This is a genomic window from Paenibacillus lentimorbus NRRL B-30488 (assembly GCF_000411595.1).
GTDB lineage: Bacteria > Bacillota > Bacilli > Bacillales > Bacillaceae > Bacillus > Bacillus velezensis.
The window spans coordinates 118,899-136,016 of record NZ_ANAT01000026.1 but is presented as its reverse complement, the minus strand read 5'-3'; the positions used below and the strand labels follow the sequence as shown (position 1 = coordinate 136,016).

Below are 17,118 nucleotides of genomic sequence, written 5' to 3'. Positions count from 1 at the left end.
CAGAAGACGGAGTCATCACCGGACACACCGCTCCCGCAGCAGAAGACGGAGCCATCACCGGACACACCGCTCCCGCAGCAGAAGACGGAGCCATCACCGGACACACCGCTCCCGCAGCAGAAGACGGAGCCATCACCGGACACATCGCTCCCGCAGCAGAAGACGGTCCCATCAAAAACGTACCCGCAAGCGCTGTTTTAAATGCTGACTGCAGACTCTATTACAAGTAACGGAGATCTGCTATAATGGCAAGAGAACTGCATAAAAGATCCGGTATCATCATCTGCGGACACTGAACTGACAACATGGCGCTGTTTGTTCGTGTCCGTTTTTCGTGTCAAAAAAGATGCCGGAGGATAAAAAGGAAGGGATGACGCCGAATGAAGCTGAATGAGGACTTTTATAACTCTGAAGGAAAGACAGTCTCTTCGCAAAACATAAGCAGCAAGCTTTTGCATATCACGGACAGCGGGCATATCAGCGTTGACTTCATCAGCATAAGCAGGCTGCGGAAGGCTTCAAAAATCGCGATCTTAGGTGACAGCGTCGCCCGGGGGCTGCGTGCGGAATACGGCTTTGGTGACATTCTGAAAGACCGGACAGACGCTGAAATAACCAATCTCTCTGTCAGCGGCGTTAATATGAGCAACAACGGAAGCGATAACATTTATCAGCAAGCGCTTAAAACAAAGGGACATGATGTCATTATTGTCCAGGGAACAGATGATGATTGGTGCAACCACATTCCCATCGGCACAGATGAAAAGGATATCACCACATTTTACGGAGGCTTCTGTCAAGTGATTCAGCAGCTGCGAAGCGGAAATAAAGGCGCGAGCATCATTGTGGTGACCCCAACGAGACAAGCAAAAATATCAAAAGGAAAAATCGTCCGCCGTGATACTGATAAAAATAAACTGGGCCTGAAGCTGGCTGACTATGTGAAAGCCCAAAAAGAAGCCTGCACACTCCTCTCTGTACCGTATGCCGACCTGTTTGATACAGATCTCATCGACCCGTATAATCCCGCTTTCCGAAGCATGTGCATGTCAGAAGGTCTTCATCCGAACGAGAAAGGGCATCAAATCATATTTCAGGAAATCTGCCGGAATTATTATTACTATTATGGGTAACACAGCGCTAACAGATTATTTTCGGCCTTGCTTTTCTAAAAGCTCAATTATTCTTTGAGATGCGTGTTTTTGCGCTCTCAAAAGCGAGACGATATTACCGGTAAAACCGATTAAAATGATCAGCAGCAAAATGATCATCCACATAAGTGAACCTCCCGTCGAGTGTTGAAAAACCCACTCTTTATTTTACTTATTATGGATGGGGAAGAGAATAGGTCTAACTATTGGTGTTTCTTTATCAATCCATAAAAAAATGCACAGACTGAACGGGTCTGTGCATTTTTATTCGCTTATTTCAGCAGGTTCAATGATTCACGATTAAAGGCTTCCAAATCGTCAGGCGTTCTGCTCGTTACGATGTTATGGCTCACGACGACTTCTTCATCTTTATAATTTGCGCCGGCATTGATTAAGTCTTTGCGGATGCTGCGGAATCCCGTGATATCTTTTCCTTTAAGAAGGTCGGTATCAATCAGCAGCTGCGGGCCGTGGCAGATCGCGAAAACGGGTTTCTGATTTTCCACGAATGCTTTAGTGAATTCACCCGGGCGGTCATCTCCGCGCAGAAGATCCGGTGAAAAGCCTCCGGGAATCAATAACGCATCGAATTCCTTTGGGTCTGCGTCTGAGATCGCTTGATCGATCTTTACTTTCTCACCGTGCTTGCCCGTCACTTCTTTCCCTGCTTCTAAATCTATTGTCACCACACTGTGGCCCGCTTCTTTAAATGCTTCCGCCGGGCTTGTATATTCAATATCCTCAAATTGATCTGTCATCAGAACTGCGATTTTTTTGCTCATACATCATGCATCCTGTGAATTTGTATATGACAAGAATATCAGGCGGATTGCCGCCTCACAACGTATTTGCTTGAAGATACGGCATGAAAAAAAAGACCCCTCTGAAAAAGAGGAGCCAAAAGGTACGGAGGTCTGCTGAAACTTACGTGTTTAACTTGAGATAAGGCAAGAAATCGAACCAATTACTTTTTGCGTCTTTTTTTATCCTTTTTACACCCGCATTTCCCCGGATCGCCCGGATCAATGACTTCGTGAATTGTTTCTTCCTGATAAACGTGGCGGGGAACATAACGGATATGTTCTCTGTTAATGTGTTTGATGGGATGGACGTAAACCACTTCTTTGTCAGTATACTTGTCAGTCACAATATACTTAGGGTCACAGTAATACACTTTCGATTTTTTACCCATTCATCTCACCTCCCGTACTTTATTAAATGCTGAAAAGGAGGGTTTTGCATCGGACAAGTACACCATGGCAAGTCCACAATTTTTCAGCTGCAATTTCGTTTTTCTGGTTTTTCCTGAAGCCGTCTCAAATTGGTATGGCTAACCCTTTTTGAACGGGGAAATCTATAAAAAAGAATTCAAAAACGATTCTTTTCTCAGGTCAATCGAGATGCATACATCTTTAGGGGGATTTCAGAATGCTCGATGAAAAAACGATTGAAATCATTAAAAGCACAGTGCCGGTCTTAGAAGAGCATGGTGAAGAAATCACAGGCCGATTTTATGACCTGCTTTTTCAGCATTACCCTGAGCTGCTGAATATCTTTAATCAGACGAATCAAAAGAAAAAAACACAGCGTACGGCCTTGTCGAATGCTGTGATTGCGGCCGCAGCCAATATTGACCGGCTGGAAAACATAGTCCCCGTCGTCAAACAAATCAGCCATAAGCACCGGAGTATCGGTGTTAAGCCCGAACATTATCCGATTGTTGGAAAGTACTTGTTAATCGCGATAAAGGATGTGCTAAAAGACGGGGCTGCTCCTGAGGTCATTCAGGCATGGGAAAAAGCATACGGCGTCATTGCAGATGCTTTTATCGGAATTGAGAAGGACATGTATGAACAAGCGGAAACGCAAAAAGGCGGCTGGAAAGACGATAAGGCATTTAAAATTGATAAAAAGGTAAAAGAAAGCAAAGAGATAACGTCGTTTTATTTACAACCGGAAGACGGACAAGTTCTCCCCGAATTCAAAGCGGGACAGTATATCAGTGTAAAAGTATACATTCCGGACACGGGTTATACGCATATCCGCCAGTACAGTTTGTCGGATGTATCCGGTAAGGATTATTACCGGATTTCCGTGAAAAAAGACGGAATTGTTTCTTCATATCTGCATGACCAATTACACGAAAAGGATTCAATTGAGATCAGCGCTCCGGCCGGGGATTTCGTATTAGACCCTGATTCCAAAAAGAATCTGGTTCTCATCAGTGCCGGTGTCGGAATTACCCCGATGATCAGCATGTTAAAGACGGTTGCCAAAACCCAGCCGCAGCGAAACGTTCTCTTTATCCATGCGGCAAGGAGCGGAGAGTATCATGCGCTGCGGCATGAAGCTGAAGAAGCCGCAGAACACTCATCCGTTGACACCGTCTTTATTTACAGCGAGCCGTCCGAACAAGAACGTTCAGAAAATATTCGTTTTCGGGAAGGCCGGATTGACAAACAGCTGTTAGAAGAAGTGATGACAGATAAAGATGCTGATTTTTACCTGTGCGGATCCCCGTCGTTCATTAAAGAAATGAAAAAACTGATTTCTGAATTCAATACAACGCCGGAATCCATTCACTATGAATTATTTGAACCGCAGCTGAGTATGGTGTGACGTAACAACATCTTAACAAGAGAAGACAGTCTGTTTAACAGACTGTCTTTATATGTTTAAGCGTCCCTTCCTATTCTACGAAAGGTTTTTCCCATAACATAGAATTTTCAAGCAGGTAAATGCTATTCAAAGTCGTATTATCCTAAAAAGACAAAGTTTTTTATGTTCCAACATACTTCGGTAGCCGGATGGAAAGGTTCACTTCCTGATACTTCAACTGGAACATTGGCTCCTGCTCTTGCGAATAAAATAGCAATGCTCTAATAGTAAGAGGTGGCTCAATGGCAGTTTTTGTTGAAAAAACGCTCCAAGGTCTAAAAGAATTAATTGATGAAGAAGGCCGCTTAAAAATTTTAGGGAATGAAGGAGCTCTTTTAGAAACAGAATGTACTTTCTTTAAAGGTGCAACAGATCTGGAGATTGAGAGTTTTGAGAAGAAAATAAAAGTCTCACTTCCTGAAGATTATAAAACCTTTTTAAAATTGCATAACGGAGCCAGAATATTTGATTTGTTGATTTACGGTGAGAATGTAGGTGGGGGTTTGCATATTCTTAATTTAGAAGAGATTGAAAAGTATATGCAAAATGGTTTTTTAGAGCCTCAGTTTATTCCTGTCGCACATCTGTTAGACGGATGTTATTTGTTAATTGACAAAACCAAAATTTCCGCAGATCCAAACTATTTATGGTCCCGCGGATTTATTGAGTATGAACCCATGCAACTTAATTTTGAGATATTTTTAGATAGGTATATTTTATCTCAGGGATCAAGTTTTTGGGAATGGAATATTTACACTGCTGAAAATTATTATAGGACTCACCAGGGTGATGAGGATTAACCTTTCCTACAGTTGGGTTGGTTCATTTTTACTATTAGACTTCGACTTGAACTTTTAAAAATAGGTTTAATTTGGGAGACGAACCGATTAATTGGTGTATAGAGGATTTATAAAAAGCGCAGATACTCTGCGCTTTTTTATTTAAGTATTTTCCGAATCATTCGCAGCCCGTTTTTGGAAGAAGGATAACGGAAAGCGAAGTCGAAGCGGTTCGTTTGTTTGACGACGCTTTTTTTGTGCGTAAATGCGTTAAAGCTGTCAAATCCGTGATAGCTGCCGATGCCGCTTTCTCCGACGCCGCCGAATGGCAAATACGGTGTCGCGACGTGCATTAACGTATCATTGACACAGCCGCCGCCAAATGACAGATTCTCTAAAACAGTTCGCTCGATTCCTTTGTTTGTTGTGAAGACATAAAGAGCGAGCGGTTTTGGGCGTGATTGGACTTTCTCGATGACTTCATCGATATCGCCGTATGTAAACAGCGGAAGAATCGGCCCGAAAATCTCCTCCTGCATCACTGGAGAGTCATCCTTCACTTGATCTAGAATCGTCGGCGCTATTTTGTGGTGATCAGGATTAAATTGTCCGCCTGTAAGCGGGACGCCATCATTCAGAAAGCTGAGCAGCCGCTGATAGTGGCGTTCACTGACGATTTTGCCGTACTGCGGATTTTGTTCAGGCTGGGGGCCGTAAAATTCACTGATCGCATGCTTCATTTCTTCTATGAGCTTCGTTTTGATATCTTGGTGGACAAATAAATAATCCGGTGCGATACAGGTTTGCCCTGCATTTGTAAATTTCCCGAAGACGATGCGTTTGGCGGCAAGCTGTATATCAGCATCCTTATGGACAATGCAGGGACTTTTGCCGCCGAGCTCCAAGGTAACGGGAATTAATTGTTTGGAGGCGGCCTCCATAACGATTTTTCCCACGGCAACGCTTCCTGTGAAGAAAATATAGTCAAAGGGCTGCTGTAATAACACAGTGCTGACGTCGGGCCCGCCCTCCGCCATAGCGACATAGTCACTCGGAAAAACGCTGCTGATAAGTTTAGAAAGAACAGCGGAAACCGCAGGCGTATATTCTGACGGTTTGAGAACGACCGTGTTTCCGGCCGCAATGGCTCCAATCAAGGGTGAAAGCGCCAGCTGCAAGGGATAATTCCAAGGCGCAATCACCAAAACGGTTCCATACGGCTCAGGGATAATCATGCTTTTCGAGCCCAGGTGAGTCAGCGGCGTTTTGACTCGTTTCGGTTTGACCCATTTTCTCAGCCGCTTCATCACAAAACTGATTTCCTCCAGTACAATTCCGATTTCTGTCGTGTACGCCTCCTGTTCGGATTTGTGGAGATCCTGATAGAGAGCGGCTGCTATATCGGCTTCGTGTGTTTTGATGGCTTGTTTCAGCTTTTGCAATATGTTCAGCCTTGATTCTAGCGGTCTCGTATGCACCGCCGCAAAATAGGCTTTGTGCTTGCTGACGATAGAGGGGATGCTGTTCATTCCGTCTCTCCTTTTTATAAGGTATGATGATTCATTATGTAAAAAATCGCTCCTGCCTGTCAAATGCTTATGGTGTGTCAGAAAAAATAACAAACTCATTTCTGCGTTTGCGGCAGGAATTTAATGAAAAAGAGAATTCTTTTTGCGGCATTATCTGTTGCAGGCATTATGGGATTTTCTAATGTACATGTAGCTGAAAAGCCGGTTGGCACATAAAAAAAAGCCCCGGACAGGGGCTTTTTTTAATAAAGAGAGGGAACAGCCCAAAAGAAAAACCCCGGAAACATTGTCATTGACAACATGTCCGGGGTTTAATCCAATGCTCTTTAAAGAGCGTTTTACTTAACGGGAGTAGAACTCAACGATAAGCGCTTCGTTAATTTCCGGAGCAAGCTCAGAGCGCTCTGGAAGACGAGTGAATGTACCTTCAAGCTTTTCAGCGTCGAAAGTAAGGTACTCAGGAACGAAGTTGTTTACTTCTACAGATTCTTTGATGATAGAAAGGTTTCTTGATTTTTCGCGAACACCGATTGTTTGACCAGGTTTTACTTGGTAAGACGGAATGTCAACGCGGCTTCCGTCAACAAGAATGTGACCGTGGTTAACTAATTGGCGAGCTTGACGGCGAGTGCGTGCAAGACCGAGCTTGTACACAACGTTATCAAGACGTGCATCTAAAAGAATCATGAAGTTTTCGCCGTGTTTACCAGTCATTTTTGCAGCTTTGTCAAACAATGTGCGGAATTGACGTTCGTTTACACCGTACATGTGACGAAGTTTTTGCTTTTCTTGCAATTGCAAACCGTATTCTGATAGTTTTTTACGCTGTCCCGGACCGTGGGGACCTGGTGCGTAAGGGCGTTTTTCTAATTCTTTACCTGTACCGCTAAGAGAGATTCCTAAACGGCGGGACAGTTTCCAAGATGGACCTGTATAGCGAGCCATAATGTGACTCCTCCTTTGGTTTTATTTTGTGGAAAATAAAAACCGTCTGTTCGATCCGACCGTGCACATTTTGTTTTCATGTATCCTCGCTCCAGCAGCAGAGAGTTACACGATACACCTTACAGCTAAGGAACAAAATGCAAACACAGAAGCTGAACAAAAAGGCTGCAATATTTCACACAAAGAACATTATATGATTTTTCCCCGCCGCCGTCAACCATTTCTCCATGAAGAGTGCAGGTTTATGATATAATGTACAAAAATGAGTAGTACATGTTTAGGTGATAAAAATGAAAAACAAACAATTGATGAAGTGACGGCCTTTCATCAGAAAATGCTTTCTTTTTCTTAACGAAATCTGAATCCGTCTCATTATCCGACTCGCTGTTATGGCTGGCCTCAGCTCTAGAATCCTGCTTTACATCTCTTTCATTGACCCTTTCACCGGCAGAATCAACACGTTTCACCATAAAAACAGAAGATGAACCGCATTATGCTCCGCTGAAAGAGAGTGACGGCCGTTTTATGATCAGGAATCAGACGTCCGGCAGATCCTTTTATCTGCGCTCGGAAGGCGGGCTGCCGATCCCGGAATCATTGCCTGAGATCGTTACTCAGTTTATCAATCAATCTGTGAGACAAAGCGGGCTGTTTGACAAAACGAAGCATCAGCGGAAAATTCACAGAATGACAGAAATGTTCCATTCGCTTTTGGATCAAAATGAGGTTTTGGAAAAACTGCAGGCAAGTTTGAGTACGGCTTTCCGGTCTTTCCGCTTTTCACTGTTTATCACGCAGGATCAGGATACGGACAGACAGCTTCCCGCAAAAGAATTACATATGGACGGAAAAGATGCCGACCCGTCTGCCCTGAAGGTTTATTTATCGGGGAGACTGCTCAGAAAAGGCAGGTCATCTGCTTACCTGCCGATCAAAGGCCAGCAGGGGACTTACGGGGTTCTGAAGACGGAGGGGCTGCAGGATGCCGTTCTTTCGTGCAGTACTCTCAGTGAAATGCTGCTGCTTGCGGGCGCAGCGGGAAAAGCATTTGAAAATGCGCAGCTCTATGAGCAATCGAAAAAAAGCATTGCGAATCTGGAGCTCATTAATGAAACATCGCGCCAGCTGAATCAGCGCCTCAGACTCACTGACACGATGCGGGAACTCGCCGCCATTATGACCCAATCATTTCATGCGGAAGAAGTGGCTTTTTTTCATATTGATCATTTTGAGACGCAAAATCTGCTTCCGGGACATACCGCTTTTTTTAAGACAGAACGTGCGAACCCCTATATCAGCATTGTGAAAGAAAAGCTGTTCGAGGGAGAAAAGGGCGTGTTTATCGGCAGCGGAAAGACTGTATTCGGCGAAAACGGCTACGGCTCGCTGATGGCGGTGCCGATGATCGAAAATGACACCGTCTTCGGGTTCGCGATTTTATTGAAAAAGGATTTATATGCTTTTACGTTTGAAATGTATAAGCTTTTTCAAGCGCTCATTCACCATGCGACATTAGCGGTCACGAACTCCATGCTGCGCGACAGGCTTGAGCATCTTGTTCAGACAGACCAGCTGACGGAGCTGTATTCAAGAACCTATTTGGATGAGAAAATTCAATACAGCATGAAAATTCATAAACGGGGTGTATTCATCCTCGTTGATATCGATAATTTCAAAACCATTAATGATACATACGGTCATCAAACGGGAGATTCGATCCTGATTCAGGTGGCCTCCGTTATGAAAAACCATATTCGTGAGCATGATGTCGCTGCGAGGTGGGGGGGCGAGGAGCTGGCTGTCTATCTGCCGAATATCAACGTGTCATCCGGAGAACGCATCGCTAACAGGCTTGTTCGCGCCATCCGGGAAAACACCGAGCCGCGCGTGACGATTTCCTGCGGCGTTTCCTGCTGGTCAAAGACAGGCCCGATGCCGTTGAAAATGCTCGTTCAGCAAGCGGACGAGGCGCTTTATATCGCCAAACGGAACGGCAAAAACCGGCTGATCATCCATCAAAACAGCACGACGACATAAAAAAAGGAGCCGGCCTGCCGGCCGGGCTCCTTTTTTTATCCTAATCGTTTTTCAAGCGTTTCAACAAACTTTGCTAAATAGGTTTCGTCCGTTTCATCAAAACGGTTTTTCACGGGGCTGTCAATGTCCAGCACACCGATCACTTCACCGTTTACGCGGATCGGGAGAACGATTTCTGACTGGGAAGCCGCGTCACAGGCGATATGTCCCGGGAACGCATTCACATCGGCAATCCGCTGCACGTCGCCGTTAGAGTAGGCAGTGCCGCATACGCCTCTGCCGAACGGGATGCGCATACAGGCAGGAAGTCCTTGAAACGGTCCGAGCACAAGCTCGCCCTCTTTAGCGAAGTAAAACCCCGCCCAGTTGACTTCATGTAATGAATGGTATAAAAGCGCTGATGCATTCGCGTAATTTGCGATCGCATCCGTTTCATCTTCTGTCATAGCTTCGAGCTGTTTAAGCAGAAGCTGATAACTTTTTTCTTTATCTCCGGATTGTTTTTCGACATGAAACATGGAAAACCCTCACTTTTTCTATAATATCAAACAAAGTTCCGGCCGTTCTGCCGGCATTTGTCGAGAAGTTCTTACAGGAACGGCGCCTTTCTGCTTGAATTGTTACACATAAAGGGGTGAGCCGTATGAAAGTAAGCACCAAAGACAAAATTATTAACGCCGCTGTCCAGCTGTTTAACCAAAAAGGTTATTCCGGCACGTCCGTCCGTGAAATCGCAAAGTCAGCTGATGTAAATGTTGCGCACATCTCCTACTATTTTAAAGGGAAAGGCGGATTAATGGAACATTTAGTTTCCGAGTTTTACGAAGGCTATACTGAAGCGCTGGAAAAAGCCGCCGTCAGTATGAACGGTGAAGACGCGCAGGAACGCATCCTGCGGGTGATTTTCGATATTTTATCCTATCAGCACGATAACCGTCAATTAACGCGGTTTGTGTACCGGGAAGTGACGATTGATTCCGTGCTTATCAGGGAAATTATGTCTACTTACTTAATGAAAGAAAAATATATTTTCCAGCTGGTGATTGAAGAAGGGCAGTCACGCCACAGACGGCTGACGCTGCCCGTGCCGCATTTTATTCTGCAGTTGAAATCCCTCTTGATGATGCCGTATCTTCAGCCTCAATACATTACGGAGGTGCTCTATATGCAGCCTCATGAACCGTACTTTTATAAAAGGTATTTTGAAGAGGTGAAGATCTGGATCGAAAGCGTGTTCCGACGGCCTGATGCGGCGCTTATGAAGTAATGATGCTTTTGTACGTTTCATAGGAACTGCCGACATCTTCCGCTTGATGGGCGTCCGACCCGAATATGAGCGGGATTTTTTTTGCTTCGCCGTCTCAGCCATCCAATCCTCCATGTATACTTCCCCGGCAAACTTCTTTCTGAGCCCGGATGTATTCACATCCAGCTCCATTCCGTGTTCTTTCACGGCGTCAAGACAGCGGGCCGCAAGCTCTCTTATTTGAGGTGACATGCTGTAAGGGAAAAGGCGTGCGAATTTTTTGACGAGCGTGATATGGCCGACCCGTTTTGGCTTAAAGGGGCCGAGAGGTGTTACAATGGAAGAATACACAGTTTCATAGTATTGTTCATATACGGCTTCAACGCTTCCGAAGTGGTCGGCAAGCTGCCGAAACGCATGCTCGTCAAAATCGAGGCAGATATAAGACGGACCGGTCTTCAAAAAATGAACGGATAAAATGCCGTCATCCAGTGAGGGGCCGTACGTGTTCAGAAACGCCGCGGTTTCCTCTTCATACCCTGTGATAAAATCAGTTTCTAGCCCGGTCAGAATGCTGATTTGTCCATCATATTCCTTTTTCAGCTGTGAAAGCCGCTCCAAATAAACCTCCATCTGTCTGAGATCCATCGCGCTGTCCTGAAGCGGTACGGGATCTTGAAATGACGGAGGAAGGGGGGCGTGCTCTGTAAATGTGATCGAGTTAAAGCCTCTTTCCAGGGCCTTTTCGACATATTCTTTCAGCGCATCCTTCGAGCCGTGAGGGCAAAAAGGCGTGTGGATATGAGCGTCTCGTTTTTCCATTTGTGTCACTCCATTAAAAAATTGCAGAATCCTGCCGAAATTATGCAAAAAGTTTTTGATTTCTGGTCAAAAAATGTTGGTTACATGGTATCATAATAACAATGAAAACGACAGATTTTCTCAATACATATATTGAAATCTTTCTGAATACATAAAACACCCTGACAGATTAAGAGAACAACAAGGGGGCTCATTATGGAGTTAGTCATCGGATTATTGGTTATACTGCTCGCGCTCTTTGCGGCGGGCTACTTTTTCAGGAAAAAAATTTATACGGAAATTGACCGGCTGGAGTCATGGAAGATTGAAATTTTAAACCGTTCGATAGTGGAAGAAATGTCCAAGATCAAACATCTGAAAATGACCGGAGAGACGGAAGAGTTCTTTGAAAGATGGCGCGAAGAGTGGGATGAAATTGTCACAGCCCATCTGCCGAAAGTAGAAGAGCTCCTTTATGATGCCGAAGAGAACGCCGACAAATACCGGTTCAAAAAAGCGAATCAGGTGCTTGTCCACATCGACGACCTCCTCACTGCAGCCGAATCAAATATAGAAGGCATACTGCGTGAGATCAGCGACCTTGTGACGAGCGAGGAAAAAAGCCGCGGAGAGATTGAACAGGTGCGTGAGCGGTATTCAAAAGCGCGAAAAAACCTTCTGGCGTACAGCCATCTCTACGGAGAGCTTTATAACAGCCTGGAGACGGATCTCGACGAAATCTGGAGCGGCATAAAAAAGTTCGAAGAAGAGACGGAAAGCGGCAATTACATCAAAGCGAGAAAAGTGCTGCTTGAACAGGACCGCAGACTGGATCAGCTTCAAACATACATAGATGACGTTCCGAAACTGCTCGCGGACTGTAAACAGACCGTGCCGAACCAAATTGCCAAGCTGAAAGACGGCTACCGGGAAATGACGGAAAAAGGCTACAAATTGGAGCATATTCAAATCGAAAAAGAGCTGGAGACACTCACAAATCAATTGAAACGGGCCGAAAGCGCGCTTTTGGAAGAATTAGATGTCGACGAAGCGTCCGCCATTCTTCAGCTGATTGATGAAACCATTCAATCGATGTATGAACAGCTGGAAGGCGAAGTGGAAGCCGGACAGTCCGTATTAAGCAAAATGCCTGAGCTGATCATCGCGTATGAGAAGCTTGAGGAAGAAAAAGACCGCACAAAAACCGAAACGGAGCTCGTCAAGGAAAGCTATCAGCTGACGGCGGGAGAAATCGGCAGACAGCATGCTTTCGAAAAACAGCTGGAAACGATAGGCCGGCTCCTTGAGCAGGCGAGAGAAAAGCTTGACGGCGAGCATGTCGCTTACTCGCTGCTGATTGAAGAAGTCGAGGCCATCGAAAAGCAGATGGAAGAGGCTCAGAAAGAACATGCCGAATACCGTGAAAATCTGCAGGCGCTCAGAAAAGAAGAACTGCAGGCGCGGGAAACGCTGATGCATCTTCGGAAAACCATTTCTGACACGGCCCGAATGCTGCAAAAAAGCAACGTGCCGGGAATTCCTGAACAAGTCAAGGACAAGCTCGAGACGGCAAATCATCATATAGAAGAAACCGTCAGCCAATTGGAAGAGCTGCCGTTAAACATGGAGGAAGCCGCCAAACATCTGACCGAAGCTGAAAAGGTGGTTGCGGAAGTCAGCGAAGAGGCGGAAGAACTTGTGATTCAGGTGAAGCTGATTGAGCGGATCATCCAGTACGGCAACCGCTTCCGAAGCCAGAATCATATTTTATCCGAACAGCTGAAAGAAGCGGAACGGCTGTTTTACGCTTACAGCTATAATGAAGCTTATGAGATGGCGGCAGCTGCTGTTGAAAAAGCAGCTCCCGGCGCCGTGAAAAAATTAAAGCTGATCAATCTGCTTCATAGACGCACAAGCAAAAACTGCACCCTGATGGAAATCAGAGGTGCAGTTTTTTTGTTTCTCACGGAATATAAAAAGCGCCTATGGCTGATATACATCAAACCGCAGGCGCTGAATGTTACGATTTTGCTTTATTTAATTCGATGGGCGGGCTGATAAAAAACGTGATGATGCAGCCGATGATCGCTCCGGCAATGCCCGGAAGCACCCAGCCGATTCCCATGCTGTAAAGCGGAAGATTTGCGTTTAAGAATGAATCTAATGATCCGAGCGGAATGCCTGCTGCCTTCAAACAGTCCAGGATACTGAACAGTCCCGTTCCGATCAGGCAGGCGATATAGACTTCGCGTCTTTCCTTAAAGATTTTATCAATAAAGGAAAGGACGATAATGACAATCGCCAGCGGGTAAATGGCTGATAAAATAGGAACTGAAAATGCAATAATCTCAGCAAGTCCAAAATTTGAAATCGCCAGACTGAACAGCGTGACAATCGTAACCACCATTTTGTATGATAAAGCGGGAATCAATTTTGAAAAATATTCGCCGCAAGATGTGACAAGCCCGATGCTTGTCGTTAAACACGCAACGGTGATGGCGGCGCCGAGAACGATGTTTCCCAGTGAACCGAACAGGTAATCAGATGAAGCTGATAAAATCTTTGCGCCTTCGCCGAGCGGCCCGACAGCGTCCGTGCTTGTCGCTCCCAGATAGGCCAAAGATAAATAAATGAATGTCAAACCAGCCGCTGCAATCAGACCCGCTTTAATACAAGCGGCCGCGAGCGCTTTACGCTGGGTGACGCCCCTGCTTTTAACAGCGTTGACGACAACGACGCCGAAGACGATTGAGGCGAGCGCATCCATTGTTTTATAGCCTTCCAAAAATCCTTTGAACACCGGCGTTCCGGAATATGCCTGATGTACGGCGCCCAGCCCGCCCATCGGAGTGACGATGGCTTTTACGACAATGATTAAAATGATACCGAATTTAATGGGAGTCAAAATCTTTCCGACTCTGTCCACGATTTTGGACGGGTTAAGAGCTAAATAATACGTAATAGAAAAAAGATCAACGTGAAAACAAATAAAGATAATCTTTCCGGAATGCCGCTTAAAAACGGAACTGCACCGATTTCATATGAAACGGTTCCGGTTCTCGGAATCGCGAAAAGCGGCCCGATTGATAAATAAAGCACAACGGTGAAAATAGTGCCGAATACCGGGTGAGCTTTATCGGCAAGTCCTTTCGCGTCTTTGCCCGTTAATGCGATGGCGATAATACCTAAAAGCGGCAGTCCTACGCCGGTCAGTAAGAAACCGCCCATCGCTTTCCAGACATTATGCCCCGCCGCTTGCCCAAGCTCCGGCGGATATATCATATTTCCTGCCCCGAAAAAAAGTGCGAAAAGCATGAAACCGATAATAACGGTATCTTTGACAGGTAGTGAGTGTTTCATAAAAATCCTCCTAAATACTATGTTGAAATATTCTGTCAATTAATTGTCAGATAATATAACAAAATGAACATTACTTATTATATGGCAATGTACAGAGAAGTCAATACTCGATTTATTGCAAATTTCTATTTACTTTTGTTATGGTAGCATAAATATCATACGATGTACCGTTTTCATAAAAGGAGTAAAAAAATGATATATTTAGACAACAGCTCAACGACCGAGCCGTATGAAGAGGTTTTGGAAGTGTATAAACAGACGAGCAGCCGTTATTTCGGCAATCCTTCGTCTCTGCACCAGTTAGGAACTGAGACGGAGCAGCTCCTTGAAGCGGCCGCTCAGCAAATAAAAAGAACCTTACGTTTAAAAAATTATGATATTGTATTTACATCAGGCGCGACTGAAGCGAATAACGCTGCTTTAAAGGGAGCGGCCTGGGCAAACATGAGTAAAGGAAGACATATCATTGCTTCGGCGATTGAGCATCCTTCTGTGACGGAGACGCTTGATCAGCTGACAGAGCTGTTCGGCTTTGAAGTCACATATCTTCCGGCCGATCAAAACGGCTTCGTTTCTTTGAAAGACGTCAAATCGGCTATCAGGCCGGATACGATAATCGTCAGCGTCATGCATGTCAATAACGAAGTCGGCTCCATTCAGCCCGTAAAGGAAATCGGCTGGTTTTTGAAGCAGCACCGGAATATCCTGTTTCATGTTGATCATGTGCAGGGCATTCATAAAGTTCCTCTGTCTATAGAAGAAGCGGGCATTGACCTTTGCACCGTTTCAGGGCATAAGTTTCACGGCTTAAAAGGGACCGGAGCGCTTATCGTCAAAAAAGGAACGCGGCTCATTCCGCTTATAACGGGCGGCTCGCAGCAAAAAGGCGTCCGGGCCGGAACAGAACACACGGCAGGCGCCGTTTCCCTTGCGAAAGCGATCAATCTTTCCGCGCGTGACATGAATGAGCGGCTTTCTTCCGTGGAGGCTGCCAAGAATGCGCTCATGGAAAGGCTGAGCGGGACGGACGGGGTCGTCATCAACACTCCCGCCGAAAACAGCGCGCCGCATATCATTAATTTTTCCGTTCCGGGCGTGAAGGCGGAAGTGCTGCTGCACATGCTTGAGGAAAAAGGAATATATGTCTCCACAACCGCGGCATGTTCGGCAAGAGAGCATAAACCGAGCCGTGTTCTTCTGCAAATGAATAAAGGCGAACAGATTGCATCAAGCAGCATCAGAGTCAGCCTGAACTTCAGCCATACGGCTGACATCACGGAGCCGTTTATGGCCGCGCTGGTGCCGGCTGTTCAAAAACTAAAAAAATGATGAGGTAGCATATGAATTACGATCATATTTTAATCCGTTTTGGTGAAATATCCACAAAAGGAAAAACAGACGCAGTTTTATTGAAAGATTAAAACAGAATATCCGCCTGGTATTAAAGGATTATAAAAAAGTAAAATACTTTTCAAACCGGGACCGGATGTCAATTACACTTAATGGAGAAAACCCGGAGGAAATTTGTTCCTTATTAAAGAATATATTCGGCATTCAAAGTTTCAGTCTCGCAATTAAATGCGAAAGCAAGCTGGAAGACATTAAAAAAACGGCTTTAGCCGCGATAGAAGGCGAATATAAACCGGGGAATACGTTTAAGGTCGAGACCAAACGGGCTTACAAGCAGTTTGAATTAGATACGAATGCGATGAACGCTGAAATCGGCGGCCATATTTTGAAAAACACGGATGGATTAACCGTCGATGTGAAAAATCCCGATATTCCGCTTCGGATTGAAATCAGGGAGGAAGCGACATTCCTGACCATTCGTAACGAAAAAGGCGCCGGAGGCCTTCCTGTCGGTTCCGCGGGTAAAGCGATGCTGATGCTTTCCGGCGGTTTTGACAGTCCGGTCGCCGGTTTTTACGCGATGAAACGGGGATTATCAGTTGAAGCCGTACATTTCTTCAGTCCGCCGTATACGAGCGAACGGGCAAAGCAGAAAGTTATGGATCTCGCGGGATGCCTCGCGAAGTTCGGCGGCAGTATGACGCTTCATATCGTGCCGTTTACAAAGACGCAGGAACTCATTCAAAAACAAATCCCGGAAAACTATACGATGACGGCGACGCGGCGTCTTATGCTGCAAATCGCGGACAGAATCAGAGAAGAACGAAAAGCGCTCGCGATCATTACGGGGGAAAGCCTCGGGCAGGTAGCGAGCCAGACGCTTGAAAGCATGTATGCGATCAATGCCGTGACGGCAACACCGGTTTTGCGCCCTTTAATCGGAATGGACAAAACAGAAATCATCGAGAAATCAAAAGAAATCGGCACTTATGAAACAAGCATTCAGCCGTTTGAGGACTGCTGCACCATCTTTACGCCGCCAAGTCCGAAAACACGTCCGAAAAAAGAAAAAATCGAGCACTTCGAAAGCTTCGTTGATTTTGAACCGCTGATTGCAGAGGCCGCTGCCGGCATCGAAACCATCACTGTTTACTCAGAGCAGGAAGCTCACGATAAGTTTGCCGGCCTGTTTTAAAACTGTATACAATTACCAAAGTTTTTTTGAATGAAGACATGTGTTTTATCACATTCTATACTCACAA

12 protein-coding genes and 5 pseudogenes are annotated in these 17,118 nt (G+C 45.4%); 9 read left to right on the top strand and 8 right to left on the bottom strand.

Features of this window, described 5'->3' with window-relative positions; all coding sequences use genetic code 11:
- Both D368_RS20260 and D368_RS14775 read left to right on the top strand, forming a co-directional pair.
- Positions 1 to 230, top strand: a 230-nt coding sequence (locus tag D368_RS20260) for a hypothetical protein (RefSeq protein ID WP_486129267.1), incomplete at its 5' end; no start/stop codon positions are given.
- Positions 231 to 380: 150 nt separating this feature from the next.
- The gene (locus D368_RS14775; protein WP_029973317.1) at positions 381 to 1,133 is read left to right on the top strand and encodes an SGNH/GDSL hydrolase family protein; all 753 of its coding nucleotides are present in this window, start codon (positions 381 to 383) and stop codon (positions 1,131 to 1,133) included.
- Between the two features lie 15 nt (positions 1,134 to 1,148).
- Here the strand turns inward: D368_RS14775 and D368_RS20255 are convergent, their stop codons facing one another.
- From D368_RS20255 to D368_RS14765, 3 genes are all read right to left on the bottom strand, one after another.
- Positions 1,149 to 1,277: a hypothetical protein gene (locus tag D368_RS20255; RefSeq protein WP_255219918.1), complete on the bottom strand. Its 129-nt coding sequence runs from the start codon at positions 1,275 to 1,277 to the stop codon at positions 1,149 to 1,151.
- Positions 1,278 to 1,423: 146 nt separating this feature from the next.
- Positions 1,424 to 1,933 carry a type 1 glutamine amidotransferase domain-containing protein gene (locus D368_RS14770; RefSeq protein WP_063636788.1) on the bottom strand — a complete coding sequence of 170 codons (510 nt, stop codon included), beginning with the start codon at positions 1,931 to 1,933 and terminating at the stop codon, positions 1,424 to 1,426.
- A gap of 182 nt (positions 1,934 to 2,115) precedes the next feature.
- Positions 2,116 to 2,343, bottom strand: coding sequence for a hypothetical protein (locus D368_RS14765; RefSeq protein WP_003152402.1), 228 nt, complete (start codon positions 2,341 to 2,343; stop codon positions 2,116 to 2,118).
- A gap of 236 nt (positions 2,344 to 2,579) precedes the next feature.
- Here D368_RS14765 and hmpA point away from each other — a divergent pair, with 236 nt between their 5' ends.
- Both hmpA and D368_RS14750 read left to right on the top strand, forming a co-directional pair.
- On the top strand, positions 2,580 to 3,770 hold the full coding sequence (hmpA, locus tag D368_RS14760; RefSeq protein WP_128574935.1) for an NO-inducible flavohemoprotein: 1,191 nt from the start codon (positions 2,580 to 2,582) through the stop codon (positions 3,768 to 3,770).
- A gap of 281 nt (positions 3,771 to 4,051) precedes the next feature.
- Entirely contained in the window at positions 4,052 to 4,609 is a 558-nt protein-coding gene (locus tag D368_RS14750; protein WP_128574934.1) for an SMI1/KNR4 family protein, read from the top strand.
- 137 nt (positions 4,610 to 4,746) lie between these two features.
- On the opposite strand, the gene D368_RS14745 is transcribed toward D368_RS14750, so the two are convergent.
- Both D368_RS14745 and rpsD read right to left on the bottom strand, forming a co-directional pair.
- Positions 4,747 to 6,117, bottom strand: coding sequence for an aldehyde dehydrogenase (locus tag D368_RS14745; protein WP_071391494.1), 1,371 nt, complete (start codon positions 6,115 to 6,117; stop codon positions 4,747 to 4,749).
- A 342-nt stretch (positions 6,118 to 6,459) separates the two neighbouring features.
- Positions 6,460 to 7,062: a 30S ribosomal protein S4 gene (gene rpsD / locus D368_RS14740; protein ID WP_003152406.1), complete on the bottom strand. Its 603-nt coding sequence runs from the start codon at positions 7,060 to 7,062 to the stop codon at positions 6,460 to 6,462.
- A gap of 262 nt (positions 7,063 to 7,324) precedes the next feature.
- Between rpsD and D368_RS14730 the strand changes: the two are divergent.
- Positions 7,325 to 9,099: pseudogene (locus D368_RS14730) on the top strand (diguanylate cyclase domain-containing protein).
- A 35-nt stretch (positions 9,100 to 9,134) separates the two neighbouring features.
- Here D368_RS14730 and D368_RS14725 read toward each other — a convergent pair.
- Positions 9,135 to 9,617, bottom strand: coding sequence for a GAF domain-containing protein (locus tag D368_RS14725; RefSeq protein ID WP_101562344.1), 483 nt, complete (start codon positions 9,615 to 9,617; stop codon positions 9,135 to 9,137).
- Positions 9,618 to 9,742: 125 nt separating this feature from the next.
- On the opposite strand from D368_RS14725, the gene refZ reads away from it, so the two are divergent.
- Positions 9,743 to 10,366 carry a forespore capture DNA-binding protein RefZ gene (gene refZ / locus D368_RS14720; protein WP_007408038.1) on the top strand — a complete coding sequence of 208 codons (624 nt, stop codon included), beginning with the start codon at positions 9,743 to 9,745 and terminating at the stop codon, positions 10,364 to 10,366.
- Here refZ and hisJ read toward each other — a convergent pair.
- A pseudogene (gene hisJ / locus D368_RS14715) lies at positions 10,356 to 11,167 on the bottom strand (histidinol-phosphatase HisJ). The gene refZ and the pseudogene hisJ overlap by 11 nt on opposite strands.
- Before the next feature lie 195 nt (positions 11,168 to 11,362).
- On the opposite strand from hisJ, the pseudogene ezrA reads away from it, so the two are divergent.
- Positions 11,363 to 13,033 (top strand): annotated as a pseudogene (gene ezrA, locus D368_RS14710) (septation ring formation regulator EzrA); the annotation flags it as partial.
- A gap of 133 nt (positions 13,034 to 13,166) precedes the next feature.
- On the opposite strand, the pseudogene brnQ reads toward ezrA, so the two are convergent.
- Positions 13,167 to 14,428, bottom strand: a pseudogene (gene brnQ / locus D368_RS14705) (branched-chain amino acid transport system II carrier protein).
- 270 nt (positions 14,429 to 14,698) lie between these two features.
- Between brnQ and D368_RS14700 the strand changes: the two are divergent.
- Both D368_RS14700 and thiI read left to right on the top strand, forming a co-directional pair.
- Positions 14,699 to 15,835, top strand: a complete 1,137-nt coding sequence (locus D368_RS14700) for a cysteine desulfurase family protein (protein WP_128574932.1) — start codon at positions 14,699 to 14,701, stop codon at positions 15,833 to 15,835.
- Between the two features lie 11 nt (positions 15,836 to 15,846).
- Positions 15,847 to 17,051, top strand: a pseudogene (thiI, locus tag D368_RS14695) (tRNA uracil 4-sulfurtransferase ThiI).
- The last annotated feature ends 67 nt before the right edge of the window (positions 17,052 to 17,118 follow it).

Coding starts and splice junctions, on each gene's coding strand:
- D368_RS14775 (WP_029973317.1), top strand. CDS start 381: ATGAAGCTGAATGAGGACTTTTATAACTCTGAAGGAAAGACAGTCTCT.
- D368_RS20255 (WP_255219918.1), bottom strand. CDS start 1,277: ATGTGGATGATCATTTTGCTGCTGATCATTTTAATCGGTTTTACCGGT.
- D368_RS14770 (WP_063636788.1), bottom strand. CDS start 1,933: ATGAGCAAAAAAATCGCAGTTCTGATGACAGATCAATTTGAGGATATT.
- D368_RS14765 (WP_003152402.1), bottom strand. CDS start 2,343: ATGGGTAAAAAATCGAAAGTGTATTACTGTGACCCTAAGTATATTGTG.
- hmpA (WP_128574935.1), top strand. CDS start 2,580: ATGCTCGATGAAAAAACGATTGAAATCATTAAAAGCACAGTGCCGGTC.
- D368_RS14750 (WP_128574934.1), top strand. CDS start 4,052: ATGGCAGTTTTTGTTGAAAAAACGCTCCAAGGTCTAAAAGAATTAATT.
- D368_RS14745 (WP_071391494.1), bottom strand. CDS start 6,117: ATGAACAGCATCCCCTCTATCGTCAGCAAGCACAAAGCCTATTTTGCG.
- rpsD (WP_003152406.1), bottom strand. CDS start 7,062: ATGGCTCGCTATACAGGTCCATCTTGGAAACTGTCCCGCCGTTTAGGA.
- D368_RS14725 (WP_101562344.1), bottom strand. CDS start 9,617: ATGTTTCATGTCGAAAAACAATCCGGAGATAAAGAAAAAAGTTATCAG.
- refZ (WP_007408038.1), top strand. CDS start 9,743: ATGAAAGTAAGCACCAAAGACAAAATTATTAACGCCGCTGTCCAGCTG.
- D368_RS14700 (WP_128574932.1), top strand. CDS start 14,699: ATGATATATTTAGACAACAGCTCAACGACCGAGCCGTATGAAGAGGTT.